This window comes from Saccharothrix sp. NRRL B-16314 (genome assembly GCF_000716595.1).
In the GTDB taxonomy this organism is placed as follows: Bacteria; Actinomycetota; Actinomycetes; order Mycobacteriales; family Pseudonocardiaceae; genus Actinosynnema.
Map to the genome: position 1 here is coordinate 59,767 of NZ_JNXC01000010.1, position 25,029 is coordinate 84,795.

Genomic DNA, 25,029 nt, shown 5'->3' on the forward strand with positions numbered 1-25,029 from the left:
GATCTGAACAGACCAGTCCGCGTGAGGTGGAAAGTCGCGGCCGGCCGTGCTTGACCGTGCCCCTGGGGCAGGGCTTAGACCTGTTCAGAGGCGCACCGGCGAGCAGGAGGACGTTCCAGATGATCGACTACACGACGCACAGCCCGTTCACGGACCCCGGTCCGTCCGCGGGGTGGCTCGACGGGGTCGGGCCGGACCTGGCGGAGCTGCGGCGGGCGGCGTCCGGGCTGGTGTTCCACTTCTGGGGCAACGGCGACATCACCGACCACGGGTTCCCGGCCGAACGGCGGGCGGAGGTCGACCTGCGGTACGCGGCGGACATGTTCGCCCGGTTGCACGAGCTGAACCCCGCGCCGCTCGACCGGGAACGCGCGCCGACCGAGCGGATCGTGGGCTGCTGCCGCGACTTCACCCTGCTGTTCGTCTCGATGGCCCGGCACCACGGCATCCCGGCGCGGTCGCGGGTCGGGTTCGCCGGGTACCTGGCCCCCGGCTGGTACCTGGACCACGTGGTGGCGGAGGTGTGGGACGGCGGGCGGTGGCGGCTGGTCGAGCCGCAGTTCCCGGAGGGCTGCGGCGTCGACGTGATGGACGTGCCCCGGGACGGGTTCCTGGTGGGCGCGGACGCGTGGCGGGCCTGCCGGTCGGGCGCGATCGACCCCGGGCGGTTCGTGGTGTCGCCCGACATGGCCGAACCTAGCCTGCGCGGGCTGACCCAGGTCAGGCACGACCTCGTGCAGGACCTGGCCTCGTTGAACAAGCACGAGATGGTCCTGTGGGACCTGTGGGGAGCGCTGCGCGACGTGCCGGAGCTGTCCGAGGAGGAGGCCGAGGCCGCCGACGAACTGGCGGCCTCGTTGGCGGCGGCGTCGGCACCGGACCTGACCGCCGAAGTGGCGCGGGCGGCGTTCGAGACGTCCGCCTACCGGGTCACGCCGGTGATCACCTCGATGAGCCCGACCGCTCAGCTGCCGCTGGAGGTCGTGTTGCGCTGAGCGGCGCCGTCGGGTCGGGGCGGCTTGGCGTTGCGGGCGGTCGACGGGCTGAGGCGGTTCATCACGGCCATGTAGGAGGTGGGGAACAGGCGGGCGAGGACGTCCGGCGCGACGGCGGTCCACGCGATCAGCACCCGGCCCTTGCGCTTCTCCACGCCCGCCAGAATCCGCTCGGCCGCCTTGTCCGCCGGGTAGGTGAGGAGCTTGGCGAAGCTCTCCTTGCCCTGCGCCGCCTCGGCCGCGCTCACCCCGGACGCCACCCGCGCGGACTCCGCGATCCTGGTGCGGATACCGCCCGGGTGCACCGTGGTCACGCCGACGCCCCGGTCGGCCAACTCGTGCCGCAGCGACTCGCTGAACCCGCGCAGGGCGAACTTGCTGGCCGAGTACGCGGTCTGGCCGGGCGGCCCGATCAGGCCGAACAGGCTCGACACGTTCACCACGTGGCTGCCCGGCGACTCCAGCAGCGTCGGCAGCAGCAGGCGGGTCAACGCGACCGGCGCCCGGAAGTTGATGTCCATCACCCAGTCGAACTCGTCCGCGCCGATCTGGTCGAACGCGCCGCCCAACGCCACGCCCGCGTTGTTGACCAACAGCGTGACGCGCGGGTTCGCAGCGAGCACGCGCGCCGCGAGGTCGTCCAGGCCCGCGATGTCGGACAGGTCCGCCACCAGCGCGTCGACCCGCACCCCGCTGATCTTCGCGGCCACCGCTGCCAGCCGGTCGGCGTCCCGGTCGATCAGCACGAGGTCACTGCCGCGCCGCGCCAGTCCGTACGCCACGTGCTCGCCCATGCCGCCGGCCGCACCCGTCACCACCGCCGTGCCGCCCGTGAACCGGTAACGCGACAGCTGGGACATGCGGCCTCCTCCAAGACGTCGAAGTCACCAGTCTGGCCTCGTTCGAGCGGGCCGGCTTGACTTCACGCGACAGTAATTTGACCGGCTGCGACAGCGACGTCACGCACCACGCCGCACCGCGCTCGGCGTCATGCCCCACCACCGGCGGCAGCAGCGGCTCAGGGCGGACTGCTCGGACAGCCCCAGCATCCCCGCCACCTGGCTCATCGGGACGTCCGTCGTGGTCAGGTACCGCTTCGCCGCCTCGCGCCGCACCTCGTCCAGCACGGTCGCGAACGTGGTGCCCTCGCCGGCCAACCGGCGCTGGACCGTGCGCGGGTGCAGGTCGACCAGCCGGGCCACCGCCCCGATCTCCGGCGCGATCGTGCCCAACGACCTGGTGAGCACACCGCGCACCCGCGCGGTCAGGCTCGCGCCGTCACCGGCCGTCTGCTCGGCCAGGAACGCCAGCGCCAGCCGCCACACCCGCTCGTCACCGCCCGCCAACGGCTGGTGCACGAGGGTGCGCGGCATCCGCAGCATCGGCGCGTCCTGTCCGGTGTGGACGGTCGCGCCGAAGAACGCCTCGTACACGGCCGGCGGCGCGGCGGGCCGGTACGGCAGCTCCACGCTCCGCAGCCCGTACGGTCCGCCCAGGAGGTACGTGATCGACCGGTGCAGGAACCCGAGGCCTAGGTCGGTCGCCTGCACCGACAGCGGCAGGCCCGGCGGCGTCCCGTACCGCAGCGCGGCGAGGTCCGGTGCGCCGTGCGGGTCGTCCACCAGCGTCAGGCTCAGCGACCGGGCGTGCACGAACAGGTAGCGGGACGTGCACTCCAGCGCGTCCGCCACGGTCGGCGAGTTCTGGATGGCCAGCGCCAGCGGGCCGAGCATGCCGAAGTCCTGGCGCGCGGCCACCCGCAGCCCGAGGTCCGGGCACCGCAGCTCGGCGGCGGCGACCTCCAGCACGGCGGCCAGCGCCGCGTCCGACACCAGCAGGTCGTCCACGTCCAGCGCGGCCACCGGCAGACCCGCCGCGCGCGCGTAGTCCTCGGCCCGGCCGCCCAGCTCGGCCACGGTCGCCCGGAAGCCCCGCAACCCCGCGGACCGGACCACCGACATGTCGTACAGGGTCAAATACTTGTCGTCCCGGGTCAAGAACCGATCAGGTGGCTCCAGGACACTGGAGCGCATGACCACCCCCGAGCACGTCGACGTCGTGATCGTGGGCGCCGGGCTGTCCGGCGTCGGCGCGGCCTGCCGGCTGCGCACCGAGTGCCCCGGCAAGTCCGTAGCGATCCTCGAAGCCCGGGACGTCATCGGCGGGACGTGGGACCTCTTCCGGTACCCGGGCGTGCGGTCCGACTCGGACATGTTCACGCTCGGCTACCCGTTCCGGCCGTGGCGCGAGGCGAAGTCGATCGCGGACGGGCCGTCGATCCTCAAGTACGTCCGGGAGACGGCCGAGGAGCACGGCGTCGACCGGCTGGTCCGCTACCGCACCAAGGTGGTGGGCGCCGACTTCTCGACCGAGACGGCGCGCTGGACGTTGACGGTCAGTCGGCGCGACGACGCGGGCGTGGTCACCGAGAGCACCTTGACCTGCGACTTCGTCTACTCGTGCACGGGGTACTACAACTACGACCAGGGCCACGACCCGGTGTTCCCCGGTGTCGAGTCGTTCCGCGGCGAGGTCGTCCGGCCGCAGTTCTGGCCCGAGGACCTGGACTACGCGGGCAAGCGGGTGGTGGTGATCGGCAGCGGCGCGACCGCGGTGACGCTGGTGCCGTCGATGGCCGAGACCGCGGCGCACGTCACCATGCTCCAGCGCTCGCCGACGTGGATCGGCGTGGTGCCGGGTCGGGACAAGCTCGCCGACCAGGTGCGCCGACTGCTCCCCGCGAACGCCGCGCACCGGCTGATCCGGGCCAAGAACATCCTGTTCGGGCTGGCGTTCTACCAGTTCTGCCGGCGCTGGCCGCGGGCCGCGCGCAAGATGCTCACCGGGCTGTCGGCGAAGGCCTTGAACGACTCGGAGGCGGTGCGGGAGCACTTCACGCCGACCTACGACCCGTGGGACCAGCGGCTGTGCGCGATCCCGGACGCCGACCTGTTCGAGGCGCTCAACGCGGGCCGCGCGTCGGTCGTCACCGATCACATCGACACGTTCACACCGGACGGCGTGCGGCTGAAGTCGGGGCGTGAGCTGGCGGCGGACGTCGTGGTCACGGCCACCGGCCTGCGGCTGCTGGCGCTGGGCGGGGTCGAGCCGAGCGTGGACGGGCGGCGGGTGGAGCTGTCGGACCAGTTCATCTGGCGCGGCGCGATGATCACCGGGCTGCCGAACCTCGCGGTGTGCGTGGGGTACACGAACGCGTCGTGGACGCTGCGCGCCGACCTGACCTCGCGGCTGGTGTGCCGGGTGGTCGACCACATGGACCGGCACGGGTACGCGTCGGTGGTCGCCACGCCGGACCGCGAACTGGACCGCCGCCCACTGCTGGACCTGGCGTCCGGGTACGTCCAGCGGGCCATCGACACGTTCCCCCGCCAGGGCGACCGCGGTCCGTGGCGGGTGCGCCAGAACTACGTGCTGGACGCCGTGGCGACGCTTCGGGGCGACTTGAGCCGGCAGCTCGTCGGCACGCCGCGCCGGGCCGTGAAGCGGTCCGCGCCGGTCGGTCAGGGCCGGTAGCGCAGGCCGTTCATCACGAGGTCGAGCATCCCGTCCGACGGGCCGACCTCGCCCGCGCCGATCGCGATGCCGCCGAGGGTGGCCAGCACGTCCAGCGGGACCACGTCCGTGCGGTCGATGGCCTCCAGCAGCACCGTCACGGCCTGGGTCAGCCGCTCCAGGCTCTCCCCGTACGGGTCGCCGCCGCTGGCGATCACCGCGCGCAGCGCGTCCCCGAGGTCGCGTTTCGTGGTCATGTAGGCCACGAAGCGGTCCATCCACGCCCTGGTCGCCTCGTCCGGCGGCAGGGTGCGCACCAGCTCGGGCGCGGCGTCGCAGAGCTTGCCCAACTCGGTCCGGTAGACCGCCTCCACCAGTGCCTCGCGGGTGGGGAAGTGGCGGTAGAGCGTGCCGATGCCGACTCCGGCGCGTTTGGCGATGGACTCCAGCGTCACGTCCGAGCCGTCGTGGCCGAACGCGGCGAGGGCCGTCTCGATCAAGCGGTCGCGGTTGCGCTGGGCGTCCGCGCGCAGCGGGCGGGACACGATGCCTCCGTGGTCGGGGTGACGCAGCTCTCAATGCCAAGCGGAGGGGCCTCCGCATACTGTCGAACGTAACGGAGGAACCTCCGCTTCAGTGTACGACAGCAGACTGGGGAACATCATGACCGAGCACATCACCACGCCGTTCGACGCGGCGTCGACTGCCGCGCAGGTCGTGGCGGGCATCGACCTGACCGGCCGGCGCGCGGTGGTCACCGGTGGCGCGTCGGGCATCGGCGTGGAGACCGCGAAGGCGTTGGCGTCGACGGGCGCGGAGGTCACGCTGGCGGTCCGCGACACCGCCGCCGGGCAGCGGGTGGCCGACGGGATCGACGGCACCGTGCGGGTGGCGCCGCTCGACCTCGCGGACCGGGCGTCCGTGGCGGCGTTCGTGGCCGGCTGGGACGGTCCGCTGCACATCCTGGTCAACAACGCGGGCGTGATGGCCGCGCCGGAGACCCGCACGCCGGAGGGCTGGGAACTCCAGTTCGCGACCAACCACCTCGGCCACTTCGCGCTGACCACCGGCCTGCACCGGTTCCTCGCGGTCGAGGGCGCGCGGGTGGTGTCCGTGAGTTCCAGCGCGCACCTCATGTCGCCGGTCGTCTTCGACGACATCCACTTCGTCGAACGGCCTTACGACCCGTGGGCGGCGTACGGGCAGTCCAAGACGGCGAACGTGCTGCTGGCGGTGGAGGCGACCAAGCGCTGGGCGGCCGACGGCATCACCGTGAACGCCCTGATGCCGGGCGGCATCCGGACCAACCTCCAGCGGCACGTCGACCCGCGGCAGATGGAGTCGATGATCGACCAGGCGGTCGAGCAGGGCTTCCGGGTGAAGACGCCGGAGCAGGGCGCGGCCACGTCGGTGCTGGTGGCGACGTCACCGCTGCTGGAGGGCGTCGGCGGGCGGTACTTCGAGGACTGCGCCGAGGCCCTGCCGAACGACGGCAACATGGTCAACGGTGTCGCGGCCTACGCGCTCGACCCGGAGGCCGCGGCCCGGCTGTGGCAGGTGAGCGAGGAGACGCTGGGCTGACCCGCGTCCCCGGGCTGATCACGTCAGCTTGACGCCGGTGATCTCCGCGCAGGCGTCGAGCAGGCGGTCCTGCACCTCGACGTCGTACGCGGCGGGGTTGGCGCGCAGGTCTTCACGCCACTTGAAGTAGCGGCCCGTGACGGTGGCGGCGGGGTCGTCGGAGGTCGCGAGCCACACCTGGGTGTCCGCGCCCTTCGGCAGCTCGTCGGTGGCGTTCGGGCCGCCCAGCTTGGTCTTGATCCAGCCGGGGTCGACCGCGTTGCTGATCACGTCCGGCCACCGGCGGGCGACCGCGAACGCGAGGACGACGTCCAGCAGCTTGGAGTCCGAGTACGCCTGCATCCCGTTCCACGGGCCGCGCTCGTGCTGGAGGTCGTCCAGGTCCGCGACGCCCTGCGACTCCAGGCCCGAGGTGAGGTAGACCAGCCGCCGGGGGCGGGGCATCAGGGCGGTGAGCAGGTACGGGGCGAGCACGTTGACCTGGAACAGCAGCTCGAGGCCGTCGTCGGTGACGGTGCGCTCCGGCAGGCCGCCGCCCAGCCCGGCGTTGTGGACGACCACGTCGCACGGCTCGACCGCCGCCGCCAGCTCCCTGGTCTGGTCGAGGGACGCGAGGTCGCCGATCACGACACCGGCCGCGCCGGGCACCGCGGCCAGCGCCTGCCCGGCCCGTGCCGCGTCACGCGCGTGCAGCACCACCCGGTGCCCGAGCCCGACCAGCGTCGCCGCCGTCTCCCGACCGATACCGTCCGCCGACCCCGTGACCAGAACGCTCGCCATGGCGGGCACCCTACCGTGGGAGCGCTCCCAGTGCGCGCCTCCACGTCGACGGCCCGCTCCCGGGCCGGATCGGGGGACGGTGGATCTACCGATGCGGGTGGGAGCGAGGGGCAGCATGCTGGCGGCATGGCCGTTGACCCGCGAGGTGCCGACTTGAAGCGACTGCTCGCCGAGGACCCGGGTGGGCCGGTGGTCATGCTCAACCTGCTGCGGTTCGCCGACGGCGGGTTCGAGTCGTACCAGGAGTACGCGCGTCGGCTGCACGAGACGTTCCTGCCCCGCTACGGCGGTGAAGTCCTTTACGCCGGAACCGGCTCCACCGCCCTGGTCGCCGAAGACGGGCAGAGCTGGGACGCCGTGGTGGTCGTGCGCTACCCCGACCGCGCCGCGTTCAGCCGCATGGTCGCCGATCCGGAGTACCAGGAGGTGACCCGCCTGCGGACCGGAGCGCTGACCGAGGCGGTGCTCCAGGCGACCACCCCGTGGGGCTGAGAGGGAACACCCCGGCCTCGTCGGGCAGCGCTCCGCAGGACCCTCATCCGAACCACGACCAGCTGAGCCCTCAGTACCGGTCGCGCAGCCAGCCGCCGAGGGCGCGCAGCCGGTCGGCGAGCGCGGCCGGTTCCACGACGTCGAGGTCGAAGTCGAGGTAGACGAGCCACCGGGCGGCCCAGTCGAGGTCGTCGGCGCCGAAGTGGAGCTCGCACTCGTCGTCGTCGCTGTCGACCACGGTGGCGACACTCGGGTCCACCCGTTCACGGACGAGGTCCGCCGACGTGTGCACCCGCACGCGCACGCGGTGCCGCGACGGCCCGTGTGCCAGCGCGTCCGTGACGAACGCGGCGGCGTCGGCCGGCGGTCCGGGCACCGTGAAGTGCGTCCCGAGCGGTTGGACGTGGTCGACGCGGTCGAGGGCGTAGACGACCCAGGCCGCCGCGCCGCGCGGGCAGGCGACGACGTACCAACGGCCCCGCAGGGTGACCAGGCGGTGCGGCTGCACGTCGACCGGCCTCGCCTCCGCCACGTCGTGCCGGCGGTGCCGGAGGCGGACGGCTTCGCCCGCGCGGCAGGCGATCGCGACGGGGATGAGCACGTCGCGGTCCGCGCCGCGCCGGGACGGCGGCGACTGCACCTCGGCCAGCGCGGTGAGCCGGGTGCGCCAGCGCGACGGCACGACCTGCGTCAGCTTGGCCAGGGCCGTGATCGCGGCGGCTTCGAGGCCGTCCACGGCGACCGCCGTGCGCAGCCCGATGGCGACGGCGGCCACCTCGTCCGCGTCGAGCAGGAGCGGGGGCATCGCACGGCCGGACGCCAGTCGGTAGCCGCCCTCCCGACCGGCTTCGGCGTCGATCCGGTAGCCGATCTCGCGGAGCCGGGCGACGTCACGGCGCGCCGTGCGCTCGGTGACGCCGAGCCTGGCCGCGAGCCGGGTGGCGGAGATGCCGGGGTGCGCTTGGAGCAGCGCCAGCGTCTCCAGGCGGCGGCTGGTGGTGTTCACCCGCCCATCGTCCGTTCCCTACCCTGACAGCATCCGTCCGGGTATGCGCCGACACTGGATCGCATGGCGCAGAAGACGCGGAACGAGGTCGGGCACACCCGGGACGCCGGGTGGCAGATCGGGGTGTCGAAGACCGTGGACCACCCGGTCGCGGAGGTGTGGGACTTCATCACGTCGCCGGAGGGCGTCGCGATCTGGCTGGGGGAGGGCGTCACCGTGTCGTCCGAGCCCGGTGAGGGCTACGAGACCGCGGCGGGCGTGCGCGGCGAGACCCGCGGCTTCCGCGAGCTGGACCGCGTCCGGCTCACGTGGCAGCCGCGCGACTGGGCGCACGACACGACGTTGCAGCTGACGGTCAGCTCCGCGGGGACGGGGCGGGCGAGGCTGGTGGTCCACCAGGAGCGCCTGGCCGACGCCGCCGAGCGCGAGCAGCAGCGCCGGCACTGGAAGGGGGTCGTCGCCGCTCTCGTGCAGGCCCTGGCGGCATCTGCCGATAAGCCGTCCGGGTGATCGACTTGACCGGTAACGTCACCGCCAGGACTTTTGACCGGTTTGACGGCGGGTGGGGTGACGGGTGCAGGGGGAGGCCGCGCGGCTGCTGGGGCGGTTCGGTCGCCGGTACGGCGCCGTCGTGCGGGTCGCGACCCTGCCGCTCATCGTCGCGATCGCGCTGCTCCGGACCTCGTTCGGCGAATCACCGGCCGTGGCGCTCACGCTCGCCGTCGCGGCGGTCTGGACCTGCGCGTACGCGTGGTGGGTGAGCCGGCACGACGGCCCGTTCGTCGTCCCGGTCGTGCTCGACGTCGCCGTGCTGCTGGGCGTGTGCCTGAGCCTCCTCTGGGCCGACGCGCTGGTGACGGCCAACACCGGGTGGCTCCGGCTCCTGGTCGCCTTCGCCTGCATGACGTGGCAGTGGCACACGACGCCGCTGACCGGCGCGGTGGCCGCGCTGGCGGCAGGCGGGGGGATGCTCGCGATCACCGCCGCGTCCGGGATGCGCCCGAGCGCGTCGCAGGTGTGGGTGCTCGCGGTCGCCGCGATGTCCAGGGCGACCTGGGTGCTCGTCGCCCGCGCGGCCGAGCGCGCCGACCGCATCGCCGCCAAGGCCGAGGAAGCACGTCGGGAGGCGGCGGTGGCGGCGGCCGTGCGGGCCGAAGAACGCGAACTCGCGAACTCGCTGCACGACACCGCGGCCACCACCCTGCTGATGGTCGGCACCGGACAGGTGCCGCCCGGCGCGGGGTGGCTGGCGCCCCAGGCCCGGCGCGACCTGGACCGGCTGCGCTCCGAAGGCGGGTCGGCCCCCGAGCGCGCCGACCTGGTCGACCTGTTGCGCGCGGACCTCGACGCCGGCCACCTGGTGGTCGACCTCGACGTCCCGCGGCGGCTGCCGCTGCCGTTCGACGTGGCCAGCGCGATCGCCGGCGCGGCGCAGGAGGCGTTGAACAACGTGCGCCGGCACGCGGGCACGGACCGGGCGGAGGTCCGGTTGCACGGCGACCCGCTCGGGCTGCGCGTCGAGATCGTCGACCAGGGCAGGGGATTCCGGACGACCGGCGGCTCGGTGGCCCGGCGCGGTCTGCGCGAGTCCGTGACCGGCCGGATGAACCGGGTCGGCGGCCTGGCCACGATCACCTCCGCCGAAGGGGTGGGCACGGTCGTGCGGCTGGAGTGGCGGGCCGATGGTGGCTGACGACGACCTCGGCCGGCAGACCACGGCACAGCTACAACGCGGGCTGCGGATCGCGATGGTCGTCGTCGCCGGTGCGATCCTGTTCGGGCTCGGCCTGCTGAACCTGGTGCGGCACCTGGACGACCACGACCTGCCGGTGGTCCAGCTCGTCGCCTTCGCCATGCTGGCCGCGGCGCTCGCGGTGGTGGCGGCGCAGGTCGTCCTGCGGCGGCCGTGGCCGGTGTCGCACCGGGTGGTCGTCGCAGTGGTGCTCGCCGCCTGCGCGCTGTCGTACCTGACCCTGCCGGGCGGTAGGACCTCCACCGAGGTGGACTGGATCTTCGGGGCGGCCAACTGGGTCGGCCTGGCCGTCCTGCTCGACCGTCCACTGCGGACCGTGGTGGCGTTCCTCGTGGCGCACGAGCTGCTCGCGCTGGCGAACGTGGTGCTGCTGAACGACGTGAGCCGCAATTCGCTGGCGCGGTTCGCCACGGGTTCGGTGTCGGTGCTCGGCTTCCCGCTGTGCGTGGCCGTGGTGGCGGCCGTGCTGCACCGGATCGGTACGGCGGCTGCCACGGCCACGCGGGAGCTGGAGCGCGTCCGCACGGCGGAAGCCGTCGCGGAGGCGGCCCACCGCCGGCGCGCGCAGCGGTTCGCCGACCTCGCCGGCACGACCGTGCCGCTGCTCGAAGGGCTCGCCGACCGCTCGCTCGCGCCGTCCGACCCGGCGGTGCAGCGCCGCAGCGCCATCGAAGCGGCCCGGATGCGCCGGCTGCTCGCCGAGTCGGACACGGTCGAGGACCCGCTGATGCACGAGTTGCGGCACTGCGCCGACATCGCCGACCGCAAGGGCGTGGAGGTCGAGCTGGACGCGCGGGGCCGGTGGCCGGTGCCGCCGGTGGCGGTGCGGCGCGCTCTCACCGACGCCGCGTTGACCGCCCTCGCGACGGCCGACTCGTGGGCGCGGGTCACCGTGGTCGGTGACGGCGACGTGGTGGCGGTCAACGTGGTGGCGGACTGCGTGCCAGGGGACGGCGTGGCAGGGGACGGCGTTGCGGTGGATGACGTTGCGGTGGATGACGTTGCGGTGGACGGCGTCGCAGGGGACCGGGGCGAGACCGGCGTGCGGGTCGAGACCTTCAGCAGTGGCGGCACGGTCTGGATGGAGGCCCGATGGAAGCCCACGGCGAGCTGATCACGGCGGTGATCGTCGACGATCACGCGGCGATCTCGGCCGGCGTGCGGTACTGGTGCGAGCAAGCCGAGCCGCCGATCGGCCTCATCGACGCGGGCGACCGGCTCGCCGGCGTCTGGACACCGCCCGGCGCCGACGCCGACGTGGTGATCTTCGACCTGGAACTGGTGCCGGGCAAACCCGACTTCGGCGAACTCCGCCGGCTGGTGGAGGCCGGGCGCCGAGTGGTCGTGTACTCGCAGCACGCCGACAACGCCACCGCGATCAAGTGCATCGACCTCGGCGCGCTCGCCTACCTGACCAAGCGCGAAGGCCCCGATCACCTGGTGCCCGCCATCCGCGCCGTCGCGCACGGACAGCCGTACACCGCGCCTTCCCTGTCCGGCGCGCTCGCCGCCGACGACACACCGGACCGCCCCCGCCTGTCCCCGCGCGAGACCGAGGTGCTGCGGGCGTGGTTCGCGTCGTCGTCCAAGGAACTGGTCGCGGCGAAGCTCCACATCACCGTCAAGACCGTCGACACGTACATCGCCCGGGTCCGGGTGAAGTACGCGAACGTCGGCCGGGCCGCCCGCACCAAGAGCGAACTCGTCACGCGGGCGCTCGACGACGGTGTCATCACGCTGGCCGAACTCAACCAGGCCGCCTCCCCTTAGGTCGTCCACCGGGAGTCTGCCGGCGGGGCCGGGCCGGCGGTGTCAGGTGTTCACCCGACACCGGGGCTTGACGACCCTCTGGTTAACCGGTTAAGTCCGCACTGTGCGGGGCGCGGTGGCCACGTCACCGGCGCGGCGTATGTCAACGATGTCAACGGCGACATGGTGAGGTAGACATGATCCGACGATGGGCACTGGCCGCCGCGGTGGTCCTGCTCGCAGCGGTCGTCCCGCTGGTCAGCACCCCAGCGGCGTCCGCCGCGAACGGCTTCTACGTCAGCGGCGGCCGGCTCTACGACGCCAACGGCAGCGAGTTCGTGATGCGCGGCGTCAACCACGCGCACACCTGGTTCCCGGACCGGACGCCGCAGGCGCTCCAGGACGTCAAGGCGCTGGGCGCCAACACCGTGCGGGTGGTGCTGAGCACCGGTCACCGGTGGACCTGGACCAGCACCTCGGCGGTGGCCGCGATCGTCTCCCGGTGCAAGGCCGACAAGCTGGTCTGCGTGCTGGAAGCGCACGACACCACCGGGTACGGCGAGCAGGCCGGCGCGATCGACCTGAACACGGCCGTCGACTACTGGATCGGGGTGAAGAGCGCGCTCGTCGGCCAGGAGAAGTACGTCATCATCAACATCGGCAACGAGCCGCACGGCAACAACACCGCCGGCAACTGGGCCGGCGACACCCGCAACGCCATCTCCCGCCTGCGGTCCAACGGCTTCACCCACACGCTCATGGCCACCGCGCCGAACTGGGGCCAGGACTGGTCGAACACCATGCGGAACAACGCGTCCTCGGTGTTCGACTCCGACCCGCAGCGCAACACCGTCTTCGACGTCCACATGTACGGCGTGTACGACACGTCGGCGGAGGTCTACTCGTACCTCGACTCGTTCGTGAACGCCCGGCTGCCCATCGTCGTCGGAGAGTTCGGCCACTGGCACTCCGACGGCGCGGTGGACGAGGGCGCCATCATGGCCGCCGCCCAGTCCCGCCGGCTGGGCTACCTCGCGTGGTCGTGGAGCGGGAACAGCAGCGACGTCGGCTACCTCGACATGGCGAACGGCTTCAACCGGTCGAGCCTGACGTGGTGGGGCGACCACGTCTTCACCAGCAGCCAGAACAGCATCCGGAACACGTCCCGGCAGGCGACCGTCTACTGAGGCGACCGCCCACTCGGGCGACCGTCCACCCGGGACGGACCGGCGGCGGGGTCGGCGTCAGCGCCGACGATCTCCCCCCGCCGCGCGGACCTCACCCGATCGGGTGGCATCGCGGAGCTGGGCCGTGACCGATGCGAGGGCGTGCGGTTACGGTTCGCGGGTCCTCGCATGCGGCACTTCGGAGGGAACCTTCCGTGGCTATTTCGGTGAATTTGGACAAGCAGCTGGACAAGGCGTACGAGGAACTGGAGCTGGCGAAGATCCTCGACGCCCCGGTCGCGGCGTTGGCCGGTGTCAGCGCGGGCGACGCGGAGAAGCTGGCCGCCGCGTTCAACATCAAGACGGTGCGGGACCTCGGCACCAACAAGCAGTTCAAGTTCGCCGCGGCGCTGGTGGCACTGGAGCAGGCCTCCCGCTAGCAGACACCGCGCCGGCAGACACCGCGTCGACAAACATCGCGCCTGCGGTGAGGTCGCGGCCGGCCGACGCGCGGGCGATGCGGTCCACTCGTCCGGCGCGGTGTGCCGGCGGGTCATCCGGTGGCCCGGCTCGGCGGTGACAAGGGCTCGGTGGTCACCACGGCGTCGCCGTCGCCGGTGAAGGCCGCCGCGATCACCTGCGGTCCGCCGGCGGCCGGCGGCGCCGTCCCCTCGTGATTCCGGGTCGGGTTCGCCGTCGGTCGGCACGACCAGCACCCGGTCGGCGGTCCGGTGGGTGAGCCGCCACTTGACCTCCCCCCGCGCCACTCCTCTGGCGCCCTTCCCACCAGGACGTCCGCCGGATCGACCACGGTCTCCGCGCTAATGCGGTTCCTGAGGGCTGCGAAAGCTCGGTAGCGTCGCGGTGAACCACCGGGGGGTGACCGTGAGCGTCCATGTCCGGAACCTGACCAGGACGTACCGCAAGGGCAAGGGGTGGCGGCCGAAGGGCGAGGAGGTGACCGCGCTCGACGGGCTGACGCTGGACGTGCCGACGAACGAGGTGCACGGCCTGCTCGGGCCGAACGGCGCGGGCAAGACCACGTTGTGCAAGATCCTGTCCACCATCCTGCTGCCGACGTCCGGCACCGCCGAAGTCCTCGGCCACGACGTCGTCGCCGAAACGGACAAGGTCAGGCCGCACATCGGCATCGTGTTCGGCGGCGAGCGCGGCCTCTACGGCAAGCTCACCGCGCGGCAGACCCTGCGCTACTGGGCCGCGCTGTACAAGCTCCCGGACGCTCGGGCCGAAGTGCGCGCCGGTGAGCTGCTGGGCCGCCTCGGCCTCGCCGACAAGGCCGACGACCTCGTGGAGACGTACTCGCGCGGCATGAAGCAGCGCGTGCACCTGGCGCGCGGCCTGATCGGCGACCCGAAGCTGATCCTGTTCGACGAGCCGACGACCGGCATGGACCCGGTGGCGGCGCGGGACTTCCGCAAGCTCATCGCCGAACTGCGCGACGAGGGCCGCACGATCCTCATCACCACCCACGACATGGACGAGGCCGAAGAGGTCTGCGACCGCGTCACCCTGATCGACAAGGGCCGGGTGCTCGCCACCGAGTCGCCGCGCGGCCTGGCCGAGATGTCCGGCCTGCACCGCTGGGTCGAGGCCGAGACCGCGCTCGACGTCACCGGCATCCCCGGCGTGGTGGACACGGAGACCCGGAACGGCCTGCTGCGGGTCAAGACCACCGACGACAGGTCGGCGCGCGCGGTGCTGGACTTCCTGCTGGACAACGGGGTCCGGTCGGTGCACGCCGTGCCGCCCCGGCTGGAGGACGTCTACCTCGACCTCATCGGCCGCCGCGGCATGGAGATCTGAGCCGTGCGCCTGTTCCTGTCCGGGGCGCGCACCCAGTTCTGGCTGATGGGCCGGCAGCCCGACGACCTGCTGACGCTGTGCACGATCCCGTTCACCGTCGTCATGCTGCTGTCGATCGTGATGCACGCGGCCCGTCCCGACCTGGTCGCCAACGCGTTCCTCGCGCCCACCCTGATCGGCTTGTGGGGCTTTTCCACGGGGCTGGCGGCGGAAGTGCTCGTCGGCGAGCGCTGGAACGCGACGCTCCAGCTGGGCATGGCCGCACCCGGCGCGGTGCACCCCGTCTACCTGGGCCGGATCTCGGCGGTGATGGTGCTGGGCGTCGTCCCGCTCGGCGAGACGTGGTTGCTCGGGAAGCTCCTGTTCGGCGTGACACCGCCGGTGCACCACCCGTGGGTGTTCTGGGCGGCCATGGCGGCGTCGGTGTTCGCGATGACCGGCACCAGCCTGCTGCTCGCGGCGTCCATGCTGCTGTCCAAGCAGGCCCACCACTACCTGAACTTCCTCAGCTTCCCGATCTACCTGCTGTCCGGCGTGATGGTGCCGGTGCAGTACCTGCCGGAGTTCCTGCAACCGCTGTCCCACGTGATCTTCCTGTCGTCGTCGGCCGACCTGATGCGGGACTCCATGGCCGCCGGACCCGTCTCGGGCACCGGCTGGCGGCTGCTGGCGATCGTCGGCCTCGGTGTCGCCGCGCTGGTCGGCGGTCGGGTCCTGGTGGCGCTGGCGCTGCGCCGGGCGCGCGAAGTGGGAACGGTGACGTATGCGTGACCAGCTGCGGGTGCTCAAGCACGGCCTCATCGCGTCGTGGACCATGTACTCGGCGTTCCAGACGTGGAAGTCGTGGACGTTCATGTGGCTGTCCCGGCTGCTGGTCCAGGCGTGCTTCTACGCGCTGATCGGCCGGATGCTCGGGTCGCAGGAGCAGGTCGACTACCTGCTCGTCGGCAACCTGGTCGCCATCATGGCCATCGACGCGACCGTGGTCATCCTGCTGGCCGTGGGTGAACGGCAGTCCGGCACGCTGGCGCTGATGGTCGCCGCGCCCTCCACGCACCTGACCGTGTACCTGGGTCGGGGGCTGGTGAACCTCGGGTCGGGCGTGGCGGTGTCCACCACCGCGTTCCTGGTGCTGCCGCCGCTGTTCGACGTGCGCCTGCCGTGGCCGGGCGCCGCGCTCGTGCCGCTGATGGTCCTGGTCGTCGGCTTGTCGTGCTACTGCTACGGGACGTGCGTCGCGTCGTTCGTGCTCGGGTTCCCGTCGGCGCGGTGGCTGGCGCTGAACATGAGCTACCTGGTGCTGATGACGTTCTGCGGGGTGAACGTGCCGACGTCGTACTGGCCGGACTGGCTGCGCGCCGTCACGTCCGTGCTGCCGATGACGCACGGGCTGACCGCGATCCGGGCGTTCATCGCGGAAGGGCCGGCGTCGACGGTGCTGCTGAACCTCGTGCTGGAGCTGGGTGTCGCGGCGGCGTGGTTGGCGGTGGCGGCGGTGAGCTTCAACCGCATGGTCCGCCGTGGCCGCCGTGACGGCACGATCGAGTTCAGCGGCTGACCGACGCGACAACGCCGGTAGCCGCCGGGGAGCACCCGACGGCTACCGGTGGTGCGGTCCGGGATCAGCTCACCGGTGCGGACAGCAGGCGCTGCACGCCGGCGGCGAACTTGTCCGCGATCGCGGTGGAGTGGCGCAGGTACAGGGCCGGCTCCACCAGCTCGAGCTCCAGCACCAGCAGACCGTGGTCCTTGGTGTTGAGCAGGTCGATCCGCGCGTACAGCGGCTTCGGGGTGATCCAGTCGTACACCGCGGTGGCCAGGGCCACCTCTTCGGCGGCGGGCTGGAGCGGCGCGCCGACGTGCGCGACCTCCAGCGACGTGTGCATCCCGGACGGACGGCGGACGGCGTGCGTCTGCTCGCCGCCGAGCCAGATCACCGACGACTCACCGGTGGTCTCGAAGTCGTACAGGTAGGGCTGGACCAGCGCGTCGACCTTGTCGACCAACCCGTCCAGGTGCGCCTGCGCCTCGTCGTGGTTGTCCGCGGACACCTTCAGCGCGCCGTGCGCCGACGCGGAGATCGCGGGCTTGACCACGGCTTCGGGCCAGCCGCGCGCCGCGAGCACGGACGGCAGGTCGACCGACTTGCCGCGCTCGACCCACTCCGTCGGGATGATGGGGAAGCCCGCCTCTGAGACCGCCTTGAGGTACGACTTGTGCGAGTTCCACCGGATGATCTCGGGGGAGTTCTGCAACGAGGTCAGCGGCTCGACCCGGTCGACCCACGCCAGGAACTCGTCGCTGCGCAGGTGGTAGTCGAACACCGAGCGGATCACCGTGACCGCCGCCTCGGACCAGTCGACCGCCGGGTCGTCCCACACCGCGACGTCGGTCTCGACGCCCGCGCGGCGCAGGGCGTGCAGCAGCTCCTGGTCGTCCGGCGCGAGGTCGGGCAGGTGGGCGGCCGTGACGAGCCGGACGGACGGGGTCATGCCTGGTCTCCTTCGGAGTTCATGGACTTCAAGTAGGCCAGCATGTGGTCGAACTGCCGCTTGCCGGCGCTGGACGCCATGTGGGCGCCCTGCACGATGTCGCGAACCTCGTCTGGGCTGAGCAGTGGCCGCTGCAGGCGCATGCCGTCAGACAGCTCCTGGCTGTGCCGCGGGTCGATCTTGACGTGCGCGGTGAAGTAGATGCGCACCTCGTCGTCCAGGATGCCGACCCGGGTCAGGCCGTCGAGGATGCGGACGAAGTGCGGCTCGACCCAGCTCTCGAACACCAGGAAGCAGCCGTAGGCCATCATCTTGCGCGACGGCCGGGTGAGCAGCGCCGCGTTGAGGTTCGACGTGAACTTGGCGAACCACGGGTGGTTCTCGCGGTACTCGTACAGCGCGTTCCAGCCGTCGGTCGCGCTGAGCAGCCGGCGCAGCCAGTACGTGTGGAAGTTCTCCAGCTTGCCGCGCCCGCACTCGTCCCACAGGTTCGCCGCGGCGACCGCCTTCTGCATGCCCTGCAAGCCGACCACGAGCAGCGCGACCTCGTCGTCGACGACCTCGTTGCGGATCAGCTCGCACTGCAGGAACCGCTCCAGCTGCTCGCGCGGCGCCTCGTCGCGCAGGTACTCGAACAGCGGGTGCACGACACCGGGGTTGGTCGCGGCCAACTCGTCCAGGTAGTCGGCGGCCTCGAACTGGTCGGCGAACTCGGGCTCCGGGTCGGTGGTCGACCAGTGGTCGAACAACTCCCGCTCCAGCGTGATCTTCGCGCTGAACATGGCCTTCTCGGCCTCGTCGTCGGTGTGCCTGGTGTACGCGCCGTCGCGGTAGCCGAACGAGTGGGCGTAGATCTCGGCCAGGTGCCGGTGCAGGAAGCTGCCGTGCTCGGCGGGGTCGTCACGCAGCCCGGCCAGCACCTCCCGCTGCTCGTCGGCGGAGGCGGACATGAACTTGGACAGCTCGGGGTCGAACCCCTCGAACGCCGGGACCGGCGGCCAGTAGTAGTCGTATAAGCGGTTCGTCTCGTCGGGCAACGGCTTGAGCCGCCCGTGGCCCAGTGACGACGGCAGCTGCTGCTTGATCGCGCCGTCCGAGGCCTTGGTCGTCGGTGTACTCACGCGGTTCTGTCCTTCCGAGCTTCGCGAAGCCCCTGAAATCGGTCAGGCGGGACGGACCGCGCTCAACGGGGCTTCGCCCGCGAGCACGGCCAGGATGTTGTCGACGGCGAGGTTCCCCATGGCCTGCCGGGTGCGCACGGTCGCGCTGCCCAGGTGGGGTGTGAGCACGGCCCGTTCCTGCCGCAGCAGTTCGGGCGCCACCTCGGGCTCGTTGGCGTGGTTGTCGACGGCGGCGGCGAACAGCGCGCCGCGGTCGAGGGCGTCGGCGAGCGCCGGCTCGTCCACCACGCCCGCCGTGATGCTGATCAGGACGGCGCCCGCGGGCATCAGCGCGAGCCGTGCCGCGTCGAGGAGGCCGCGGGTCCGGTCGTTCAGCGGGCAGCTGACGACCAGGACCTGAGCGGTGGCCAGCAGGTCGTCCAGCGGCAGCCACCGCGCGTCCGGCTCGTCGGTGAGCGGGGTGCGGTTGTGGTAGCTGATCGGCATGTCGAACGCGCGGGCGCGGCGTGCGACGGCACGGCCGATCCGGCCGAGGCCGAGGATGCCCAGCGGTGTGCCGGACAGTTCGACGCCGAGCAGGAAGTTCGGCGCCCAGCCCCACGGCTTGCCCGAGCGGACCCACCGCTCGCCCTCGCCCAGGCGTCGCGTCGCCGCGAGCAGCAACGCCATCGCCAGGTCCGCGGTGGCGGCGGTCAGCACACCGGGCGTGTTCGTCACGACCACACCGCGCGCCGCACACGCGGCCAGGTCGATGTTGTGCGTGCCCACGGCGTGGTTGGCCACGATCCGCAGGTCCGGTCCGGCGGCGTCGAGGAAGTCCGCGTCCACGACGTCGTCCAGCGTGGTCAGCGCGGCGGCCCGGCCGCGGACGGCGGCCAGCAGGTCCGCCCTCGGCATCGGCGCGTCGTCGTCGTGCAGCGTCACGGAGAACGAGGGGAGGAGCCGGTCGACCACGCCGGGGGCGAGCCGACGCGTGACCAGCAGGGCGTGCCCGGTCATGTGCCGACCTTGGCCGGTAACGGCGCCGGCGTCGTCGTGTCCACCCGTGCGTTGCGGCCCACCGCCACGGCGCCGAGGACCACGGCGGCGGCGATGCCGGTCGCCAGGTCGATGTGCTCACCGAGCAGCAGCACCGACCAGACGAGCGTCATGACCGGCTGGGCCAGTTGCAGGCGGCCGATCCGCGCCACGCCACCGCGGGCGAGCCCTTCGTACCAGGCGAAGAACGCGAGCAGCATGCTGATCACGCTCAGGTAGGCCAGGCCCGCCAACGATTCCGCCGTGACGTCGCGCGGTGGCTCCAGGACCATCGAGACCACCGTGATGGGCACGACGACGGGCAGCGAGAGGACCAGCGCCGAGCTGATCACCCGCCAGCCGCCGTACTTCCTGGCCAGCGCACCGCCCTGGGCGTAGCCGACACCGGTCACGACCACCGCGGCGAGCAGCAGCAGGTCGGCCAGCTGGAACTGGCCGTGGCCGCGGACGATCGGCAGGCTCAGCACCCCCGCCAGGCCGATCACCAGCGCGATCCAGTAGCTGCGGCGCGGGCGTTCGCCGGCGAACAGCACCGCGGCGCCCGCCGTCGCCGCCGGGATGAGCCCGGTGATCACCGCGCCGTGCGCGCTGTCCACCGTTTCCAGCGCCAGCGAGGTGAACAGCGGGAAGCCGACGACCGCGCCGAACACCACCAGCAGCATCGGCCTCAGCTCGGCCTTGGGCAGCAGCAGCGGCTGCCGCTTGGCCACCAGGATGGCCGCACCGATGAGCGCGGCGATGACGGACCGGCCGAAGGCCACCGTCCAGCCGTCGAACGCGCTGTCGGCCAACCGGGTGGCCGGCAGCGTGATGCTGAAGCCCAGCACGCCCAGGAAGCCGAGGAGGACGGCGTACTTCTTCGTGCCGGCCGCCGCGGCGGGAGCGGGAGTGCTCACGAACTCCACCGTTCCGTCTCGCCGAAGAACCCGTCGATGGGGACCACGGTCTGCTGCTCGACCGCACGCCCGAACACGAAGCCGCCGACCGCGAGGTCGAGCACGCCCAGGCCGAACGGCGAGAAGATCCGCGGCTTGTCCGCGCCGATCGACACCTCGCCGAGCATGAGCCCGCCCAGCGTGCCGTCGATGAAGTCGCGGCTGCCGGACGCCTGCTCCGCCAGGTGCGGGGAGGTGTTGGCGGTCAGGCAGTGGTCGACGTCGTCGAGGATGTTGTGCGAGGACAGGATGATGCCCGGGTCGATGTCCCGCAGCGACACGTTGAGCACGACCTGACCGGGGGCGAAGGCGCCGGGGTCGGTGATGTACGGCTCGGCGGCCGTCGTCGCCAGCACCACCACGTCGGCGCCCTTGATCGCCGCCTCCAGCGAGGCCGCGGGCTGGGCGGCGGCGCCGATGGTGGTGCGGATGTGGTCGCAGAACAACCCGGCGTACTGCTCGACCTTGTCGAACACCGAGAACTCCTCGACCTCCCAGTCACGGGCGGCGAAGAACTCCACGATGTTGCGGCCGATCACGCCCGAGCCGACGACGGCGATCCGGCGCGCCTTGCGCGAGCCCAGCAGCTCTTCCGCGCCGAGCACCGCGGACGCGGCCGTGCGCGCCGCGCTGATCTGGGACGCCTCGAGGCAGGCGAACGGGTAGCCGGTCTCGTAGTCGTTGAGCAGCAGCACGGCGGACGCCCTCGGCACGTTCCGCTCGATGTTCTGCGGGAAGCTGCCGATCCACTTGATCCCGGCCACGCCGTAGTCGCCGCCGAGGTAGGCGGGCAGCGCGATGATCCGGGCGCTCGGCTTGTCCGGGAACCGCAGGAAGTAGCTGTTGGGGTTGACCGACTGCCCCGCGTGGTGGGTGAGGTACGCCGACCGCACCACCTCCACGATCTCCCGCCGTGCCGCGCCGATGATGTCGCGCGCGACGGTGCCGCCCACGACGTTGAAAGAGAACAACGTTCAACCCCCCAAAGCGAGCGGCGTGCCCGCTAGTTCACGGTCGGTCAGTGCCTCGGGTCCGAAACGTGCGGTGACCCAGTCGTCGTTGTAGACGGTATCGAGGTAGCGGTCGCCCAGGTCCGGTGAGAGCGCCACGACGCTCGCGCCGGACATGGCCGCGCCGCGGCTGCGCACGGCGGACACCACCGAGCCGGTGGAACCACCGACCAGCAGTCCGTAACGCGCGGCGATGCCGCGACAGGCGCGCACCGCGTCAGCCTCGTCGACGAGCACGACGTCGTCCACGAGATCGGGTGTGCAGAGTTCGGGTGTCCGACTGGTGCCCAGTCCGGGGATGTGGCGCGGCCCGGCCGGGTGGCCGAAGGTGACCGAGCCGAGGGTGTCGACGGCGATGATGCGGGTCCGGGGGGAGAACTCGCGGAAGTAGGCCGCGCAGCCCATCAACGTCCCGGTGGTGCCCGCGCCGACGAACAGGTAGTCGACCCGTTCCACGGCCTTGAGGATCGACGCGGCCGTGCGCTCCCAGTGCGCCCTGGGGTTGGCCGCGTTGGCGTACTGGTTGGTCCAGGTGAGCGTCGGGTCCTCGGCCAGCATCCGCTTGAGGTGGGCGATGCGCGTGCCGAGGTAGCCGCCGTTGGCGTCCCGCTCGGAGACCACGACGACCCTCGCACCCAGCGCGCGCATCGTGGCGACGCTGCGGGCGGACGCGTTGGGGTCGGTGATGCAGACGAACGGGTAGCCCTTCACGGAGCAGACCATGCTCAACGCGATGCCGAGGTTGCCGGACGACGATTCGACCACCCGGCCGCCGGGGGAAAGCACACCGCTGATCTCCGCGTCCTCGATCAATGCGATCGCGGTCTTCAGCTTCACCGAACCGGCCGGATTCAGGCCTTCGATTTTGAGGTAGATGTCCGCTTTGTCGACCCAGCCGGGTAATCGGAGGTAGATCTCATCCGTGACAATGTCGTATACGCGATCTCTGATCACATTTCCCCCATGGTCGACGACCCCTAACCGTCGATGTTTCCACCACGTTACATATGAGAATTTTTTAGGTCAATCGTGATGTGGATCACACGTAACGGAGAGTGTTTGGCGAACTATGGGAGCGGTCGACCGATGTTCGCGGCGCTACGCTGTTCGGCGGGTACCCGCACGTTCTCGCAGGGTGGGGTCCGGACGTGGTCGTACCACCCTGACCCGGTCCGGAACGTTCCGTGCACGTGATCGCTTCGGAAACACCACACGTCGAAATAATTTCGCGGAAGAATGATTCATTCTGCGCGTCAGCCCGCGCCGTCCGGCCCGTATCACCCCTTTGCCCGTCCGAACAGGGAAAACAGCCCGCGGTGCTCGTGCCGCATCCGCCAACCCCGCCACCACGTCGTCCAGTCCGGTTTCGGCGCGGCGACGCCGAGCGTGTTCGCCATCGGCTGGAGTGACGAGCCGACCCGGTCCAGATGTCTGCTCCGGCGCTTGCGGAGAGCGGCGGCGAGCGTTACCTCGACCAGTGCCTCCCTGGCCGGTGGATCGTCCAATCCCCACCACAGCACGACGACCGCGGCGACGTGGTGGGCCGGTGCGGCGGAGAGGTGGTTTCGTGCCGCCCGCTGATAGGCGGGCAGGAATTCCCGGCCGTGCTCGCCCAGTGCGCGGTCGAGCAGGTCGCGGTGCAGTTCGGGGGCCGCGCGCAGGACGAACGACGCGACGGCGGCCAGCAGCCGGTCGCCCACCTCGTTCCGCAGGGCGAGCGCGGTCGCGATGGCCGCCGGCACGACCTGCTCGCTGCCGCGGCCGGGCGTCGACCCGACCAGGTGCGCGATGCTCTCGGCCGCTTTCAGCCCGTCCCGGTCGCTCTTCCGCAGGTACGCCGCGAGGGGTGACCGCAGCAGCGCTTCCACCACCTCGGCCCCCGCACCGCCGAAGTCGTCCCGGCCCGCGAGGTCGAGCGCCCGCGCCACGATCCGCGAGCTCAGCCTGCTGTCCACCAGCACCTGCTCCGGGACGTGCCGGAGCAGCCGGACCGAGTCCTCGGCGGACGGCTCCTCCGGCCAGAGCACCGAGCCGAACTGCCGCCAGTCCACGGTGAGGCGGCGCGACGGGTCGGCCATCACCCGCACCTTGTCCAGCGCGCCGTGCCGGGCCGACACCAGGTCGGTGAGCAACCGGACCCGCTCGCCGCCCCGGCCCGTCAGCACCCGCGCGACGTCCGGCGGCAGCGCGATCGCCAGCCGGGCGACCTCACGCTGGTCGACCAGCCGGCGGTCCAGCACCCGGACCAGCGCGTCCACCAGGGGACGCTGCTCGGCCAGCCGCTCCAGCACCGCGGGAGTGGCACCGGTCAGCGCGGGCAGCACGGCGTCCTCCGCGATGTCGTCGAGGTCCGCCGGCGGCATGTGCGGCAGCCACAGGCGTTCCGGGTCGGCCAGCGCCGCCATGACGTACGCGCCGTAGAGCTTCGCCGGCACGGGCTCGCCCTGGTGCCGCGCCGTGCGCAGGACTTCGGACCACGCGACCGCGCGCACCGGGCCACCGCTGTCCCGCACCTGCTCCGCGATCCGCGCCCACGCGTGCTCGGGCAGGCACCGGCGCATCCGGTCCACGGCCAGCCGCACGGCGGCGAGGAGCAGCTCCTCGTCCGGCGGTGCGGCGACGGGCAGGTCGAACACCACCTCCAGCAGCACCGCGAACGTGTCCAGCTCCGCCGGCGTGAGGCGCGGGTCGGCGCGTGCCGCGAGGTCGAGCGCGGCGGGCACGGCGTCCCGGTCCCACAGCTGGGCGACCGCCGACGCGTACCGCGTGCCGCCGGCGTCCCGCGGCCGGTCCGTGGTCAGGTCGATCACGGTGAAGTCGCCCCGGGCGGGCAGCCGCACGTCCGGGGTCGTGCAGCTGAGGAGCAGGCCCGACTCGCCGGGCCGCGCGGTGTACGTGGTGAACGAGACGCGCAGCCCCAGCGGGTGCGGCAACGACCGGCACGTCGCGGCGATCCACAGCGCGGCCGACCGGTCGTCCGGCACCACCAGGACCAGCCGGCCCCGGCCCGACACGAGCGCCCGCTGCGTCGCGCCGAGCACCCGTTCCAGCGCGGCCGTCGCACCCCGGCGGCCCAGGAACCGGCGGGTGCTCGGCAGGTTCGTCTCGTCGCCGGGTGCGAGCGACTGCAACGCGGGCAGCGCGGTGGCGTCGACCCGGCCGTGCGCCCACGTCGGGCTGCCCCACAGGTCGATCGGCAGCACGTCGCCGAGGTCGCGCTCCGCGTCGTCGAACAGCAGGGCGTGGGTGAAGTAGTTGCCCGGCCTGCCGGCGAAGTCCACGCCCGCGTACCGGCTCTGGAACACCACCGCGGCCCGGCCGGACGCCACGTGGCCGAACGCGACGGGGAACCCACCGAGGTCGCGGTCGGCCGAGCGCCCCACGAAGGCCGGACCCACTTCGTAGACGCTCGACCGGACCGCGAGCTCGGCGAGGGGGCGAGGGGCGCCCGGCGTCATCGCGCTGACTTGGAACCCCTGGATGCCGCCCAGGCCGTCCTCGCACGACGTGTAGTGCAATTGGCTCACCGCCATCACTACCCCCTCGCCCCGCCGGCACACCGTCGTCGTGCTGA

Annotated in this window: 25 protein-coding genes; 13 read left to right on the forward strand and 12 right to left on the reverse strand. The window is 72.0% G+C overall.

Annotated elements, in window-relative coordinates:
• Positions 1-119: 119 nt before the first annotated feature.
• Positions 120-995: a transglutaminase-like domain-containing protein gene (locus OQ02_RS17435; RefSeq protein ID WP_033439517.1), complete on the forward strand. Its 876-nt coding sequence runs from the start codon at positions 120-122 to the stop codon at positions 993-995.
• On the opposite strand, the gene OQ02_RS17440 is transcribed toward OQ02_RS17435, so the two are convergent.
• Together OQ02_RS17440 and OQ02_RS17445 are read right to left on the reverse strand one after the other, a co-directional pair.
• Positions 965-1,855, reverse strand: a complete 891-nt coding sequence (locus tag OQ02_RS17440; protein WP_051772449.1) for an SDR family NAD(P)-dependent oxidoreductase — start codon at positions 1,853-1,855, stop codon at positions 965-967. The genes OQ02_RS17435 and OQ02_RS17440 overlap by 31 nt on opposite strands.
• A 99-nt stretch (positions 1,856-1,954) precedes the next feature.
• On the reverse strand, positions 1,955-3,028 hold the full coding sequence (locus OQ02_RS17445) for an AraC family transcriptional regulator (RefSeq protein ID WP_231500084.1): 1,074 nt from the start codon (positions 3,026-3,028) through the stop codon (positions 1,955-1,957).
• Here OQ02_RS17445 and OQ02_RS17450 point away from each other — a divergent pair.
• Positions 3,027-4,529: a flavin-containing monooxygenase gene (locus tag OQ02_RS17450; RefSeq protein ID WP_033439518.1), complete on the forward strand. Its 1,503-nt coding sequence runs from the start codon at positions 3,027-3,029 to the stop codon at positions 4,527-4,529. The two genes, OQ02_RS17445 and OQ02_RS17450, sit on opposite strands and share 2 nt — an antisense overlap.
• Here OQ02_RS17450 and OQ02_RS17455 read toward each other — a convergent pair.
• Positions 4,517-5,053: a TetR/AcrR family transcriptional regulator gene (locus OQ02_RS17455; RefSeq protein WP_231500085.1), complete on the reverse strand. Its 537-nt coding sequence runs from the start codon at positions 5,051-5,053 to the stop codon at positions 4,517-4,519. The two genes, OQ02_RS17450 and OQ02_RS17455, sit on opposite strands and share 13 nt — an antisense overlap.
• Positions 5,054-5,171: 118 nt before the next feature.
• Here OQ02_RS17455 and OQ02_RS17460 point away from each other — a divergent pair, with 118 nt between their 5' ends.
• Positions 5,172-6,089, forward strand: a complete 918-nt coding sequence (locus OQ02_RS17460; RefSeq protein ID WP_033439613.1) for an SDR family NAD(P)-dependent oxidoreductase — start codon at positions 5,172-5,174, stop codon at positions 6,087-6,089.
• An 18-nt stretch (positions 6,090-6,107) separates the two neighbouring features.
• On the opposite strand, the gene OQ02_RS17465 is transcribed toward OQ02_RS17460, so the two are convergent.
• A complete protein-coding gene (locus OQ02_RS17465) occupies positions 6,108-6,869 on the reverse strand; it encodes an SDR family NAD(P)-dependent oxidoreductase (protein WP_033439614.1) in 762 nt (253 codons plus the stop codon).
• Between the two features lie 153 nt (positions 6,870-7,022).
• Here OQ02_RS17465 and OQ02_RS17470 point away from each other — a divergent pair, with 153 nt between their 5' ends.
• Positions 7,023-7,361 carry a DUF1330 domain-containing protein gene (locus OQ02_RS17470; RefSeq protein ID WP_231500086.1) on the forward strand — a complete coding sequence of 113 codons (339 nt, stop codon included), beginning with the start codon at positions 7,023-7,025 and terminating at the stop codon, positions 7,359-7,361.
• A gap of 70 nt (positions 7,362-7,431) precedes the next feature.
• Here OQ02_RS17470 and OQ02_RS17475 read toward each other — a convergent pair whose 3' ends face one another.
• A complete protein-coding gene (locus OQ02_RS17475) occupies positions 7,432-8,367 on the reverse strand; it encodes a helix-turn-helix transcriptional regulator (protein ID WP_033439521.1) in 936 nt (311 codons plus the stop codon).
• A 63-nt stretch (positions 8,368-8,430) separates the two neighbouring features.
• Here OQ02_RS17475 and OQ02_RS17480 point away from each other — a divergent pair, with 63 nt between their 5' ends.
• The 9 genes from OQ02_RS17480 (at position 8,431) to OQ02_RS17520 (ending at position 16,417) form a co-directional block, all read left to right on the forward strand.
• Positions 8,431-8,877: an SRPBCC family protein gene (locus OQ02_RS17480; RefSeq protein WP_033439522.1), complete on the forward strand. Its 447-nt coding sequence runs from the start codon at positions 8,431-8,433 to the stop codon at positions 8,875-8,877.
• A gap of 64 nt (positions 8,878-8,941) precedes the next feature.
• Positions 8,942-10,060, forward strand: coding sequence for a sensor histidine kinase (locus OQ02_RS41030; protein WP_051772450.1), 1,119 nt, complete (start codon positions 8,942-8,944; stop codon positions 10,058-10,060).
• Positions 10,050-11,234 (forward strand): hypothetical protein, encoded by a 1,185-nt coding sequence (locus OQ02_RS17490; RefSeq protein ID WP_051772451.1) that lies wholly within the window; start codon positions 10,050-10,052, stop codon positions 11,232-11,234. The genes OQ02_RS41030 and OQ02_RS17490 overlap by 11 nt, the downstream gene beginning before the upstream one ends.
• A complete protein-coding gene (locus tag OQ02_RS17495) occupies positions 11,213-11,890 on the forward strand; it encodes a response regulator (protein WP_033439523.1) in 678 nt (225 codons plus the stop codon). Before OQ02_RS17490 ends, OQ02_RS17495 begins: the two co-directional genes overlap by 22 nt.
• Positions 11,891-12,066: 176 nt before the next feature.
• The gene (locus tag OQ02_RS17500) at positions 12,067-13,056 is read left to right on the forward strand and encodes a glycoside hydrolase family 5 protein (protein ID WP_033439524.1); all 990 of its coding nucleotides are present in this window, start codon (positions 12,067-12,069) and stop codon (positions 13,054-13,056) included.
• A 194-nt stretch (positions 13,057-13,250) separates the two neighbouring features.
• Positions 13,251-13,475 carry a hypothetical protein gene (locus OQ02_RS17505; RefSeq protein ID WP_033439525.1) on the forward strand — a complete coding sequence of 75 codons (225 nt, stop codon included), beginning with the start codon at positions 13,251-13,253 and terminating at the stop codon, positions 13,473-13,475.
• A 445-nt stretch (positions 13,476-13,920) separates the two neighbouring features.
• Positions 13,921-14,859: an ABC transporter ATP-binding protein gene (locus tag OQ02_RS17510; RefSeq protein WP_033439617.1), complete on the forward strand. Its 939-nt coding sequence runs from the start codon at positions 13,921-13,923 to the stop codon at positions 14,857-14,859.
• A gap of 3 nt (positions 14,860-14,862) precedes the next feature.
• On the forward strand, positions 14,863-15,630 hold the full coding sequence (locus OQ02_RS17515; protein WP_033439526.1) for an ABC transporter permease: 768 nt from the start codon (positions 14,863-14,865) through the stop codon (positions 15,628-15,630).
• A complete protein-coding gene (locus tag OQ02_RS17520) occupies positions 15,623-16,417 on the forward strand; it encodes an ABC transporter permease (protein ID WP_033439527.1) in 795 nt (264 codons plus the stop codon). The genes OQ02_RS17515 and OQ02_RS17520 overlap by 8 nt, the downstream gene beginning before the upstream one ends.
• Positions 16,418-16,481: 64 nt before the next feature.
• Here OQ02_RS17520 and OQ02_RS17525 read toward each other — a convergent pair whose 3' ends face one another.
• From OQ02_RS17525 to OQ02_RS17555, 7 genes are all read right to left on the reverse strand, one after another.
• Positions 16,482-17,351: an ATP-grasp domain-containing protein gene (locus tag OQ02_RS17525; protein WP_051772452.1), complete on the reverse strand. Its 870-nt coding sequence runs from the start codon at positions 17,349-17,351 to the stop codon at positions 16,482-16,484.
• Positions 17,348-18,472 (reverse strand): iron-containing redox enzyme family protein, encoded by a 1,125-nt coding sequence (locus OQ02_RS17530; RefSeq protein ID WP_033439528.1) that lies wholly within the window; start codon positions 18,470-18,472, stop codon positions 17,348-17,350. The genes OQ02_RS17525 and OQ02_RS17530 overlap by 4 nt, the downstream gene beginning before the upstream one ends.
• A 42-nt stretch (positions 18,473-18,514) precedes the next feature.
• A complete protein-coding gene (locus OQ02_RS17535) occupies positions 18,515-19,471 on the reverse strand; it encodes an NAD(P)-dependent oxidoreductase (protein WP_033439529.1) in 957 nt (318 codons plus the stop codon).
• The gene (locus OQ02_RS17540) at positions 19,468-20,406 is read right to left on the reverse strand and encodes a DMT family transporter (protein WP_081915735.1); all 939 of its coding nucleotides are present in this window, start codon (positions 20,404-20,406) and stop codon (positions 19,468-19,470) included. Before OQ02_RS17540 ends, OQ02_RS17535 begins: the two co-directional genes overlap by 4 nt.
• Entirely contained in the window at positions 20,403-21,416 is a 1,014-nt protein-coding gene (gene sbnB / locus OQ02_RS17545) for a 2,3-diaminopropionate biosynthesis protein SbnB (RefSeq protein WP_033439530.1), read from the reverse strand. The genes OQ02_RS17540 and sbnB overlap by 4 nt, the downstream gene beginning before the upstream one ends.
• Positions 21,417-21,419: 3 nt before the next feature.
• Positions 21,420-22,409, reverse strand: coding sequence for a 2,3-diaminopropionate biosynthesis protein SbnA (gene sbnA / locus OQ02_RS17550; RefSeq protein WP_033439531.1), 990 nt, complete (start codon positions 22,407-22,409; stop codon positions 21,420-21,422).
• Between the two features lie 323 nt (positions 22,410-22,732).
• Positions 22,733-24,988: a GAP1-N2 domain-containing protein gene (locus OQ02_RS17555; RefSeq protein WP_033439532.1), complete on the reverse strand. Its 2,256-nt coding sequence runs from the start codon at positions 24,986-24,988 to the stop codon at positions 22,733-22,735.
• Positions 24,989-25,029: the final 41 nt, after the last annotated feature.

Bases quoted from the DNA above. Each gene is read 5' to 3' on its own strand.
- OQ02_RS17460 (WP_033439613.1), top strand. From the start codon at position 5,172: ATGACCGAGCACATCACCACGCCGTTCGACGCGGCGTCGACTGCCGCG.
- OQ02_RS17440 (WP_051772449.1), bottom strand. From the start codon at position 1,855: ATGTCCCAGCTGTCGCGTTACCGGTTCACGGGCGGCACGGCGGTGGTG.
- OQ02_RS17555 (WP_033439532.1), bottom strand. From the start codon at position 24,988: ATGGCGGTGAGCCAATTGCACTACACGTCGTGCGAGGACGGCCTGGGC.
- OQ02_RS17495 (WP_033439523.1), top strand. From the start codon at position 11,213: ATGGAAGCCCACGGCGAGCTGATCACGGCGGTGATCGTCGACGATCAC.
- OQ02_RS17535 (WP_033439529.1), bottom strand. From the start codon at position 19,471: ATGACCGGGCACGCCCTGCTGGTCACGCGTCGGCTCGCCCCCGGCGTG.
- OQ02_RS17480 (WP_033439522.1), top strand. From the start codon at position 8,431: ATGGCGCAGAAGACGCGGAACGAGGTCGGGCACACCCGGGACGCCGGG.
- OQ02_RS17500 (WP_033439524.1), top strand. From the start codon at position 12,067: ATGATCCGACGATGGGCACTGGCCGCCGCGGTGGTCCTGCTCGCAGCG.
- OQ02_RS17520 (WP_033439527.1), top strand. From the start codon at position 15,623: ATGCGTGACCAGCTGCGGGTGCTCAAGCACGGCCTCATCGCGTCGTGG.
- OQ02_RS17445 (WP_231500084.1), bottom strand. From the start codon at position 3,028: ATGCGCTCCAGTGTCCTGGAGCCACCTGATCGGTTCTTGACCCGGGAC.
- OQ02_RS17490 (WP_051772451.1), top strand. From the start codon at position 10,050: ATGGTGGCTGACGACGACCTCGGCCGGCAGACCACGGCACAGCTACAA.
- OQ02_RS17435 (WP_033439517.1), top strand. From the start codon at position 120: ATGATCGACTACACGACGCACAGCCCGTTCACGGACCCCGGTCCGTCC.
- OQ02_RS17450 (WP_033439518.1), top strand. From the start codon at position 3,027: ATGACCACCCCCGAGCACGTCGACGTCGTGATCGTGGGCGCCGGGCTG.
- OQ02_RS17525 (WP_051772452.1), bottom strand. From the start codon at position 17,351: ATGACCCCGTCCGTCCGGCTCGTCACGGCCGCCCACCTGCCCGACCTC.
- OQ02_RS17465 (WP_033439614.1), bottom strand. From the start codon at position 6,869: ATGGCGAGCGTTCTGGTCACGGGGTCGGCGGACGGTATCGGTCGGGAG.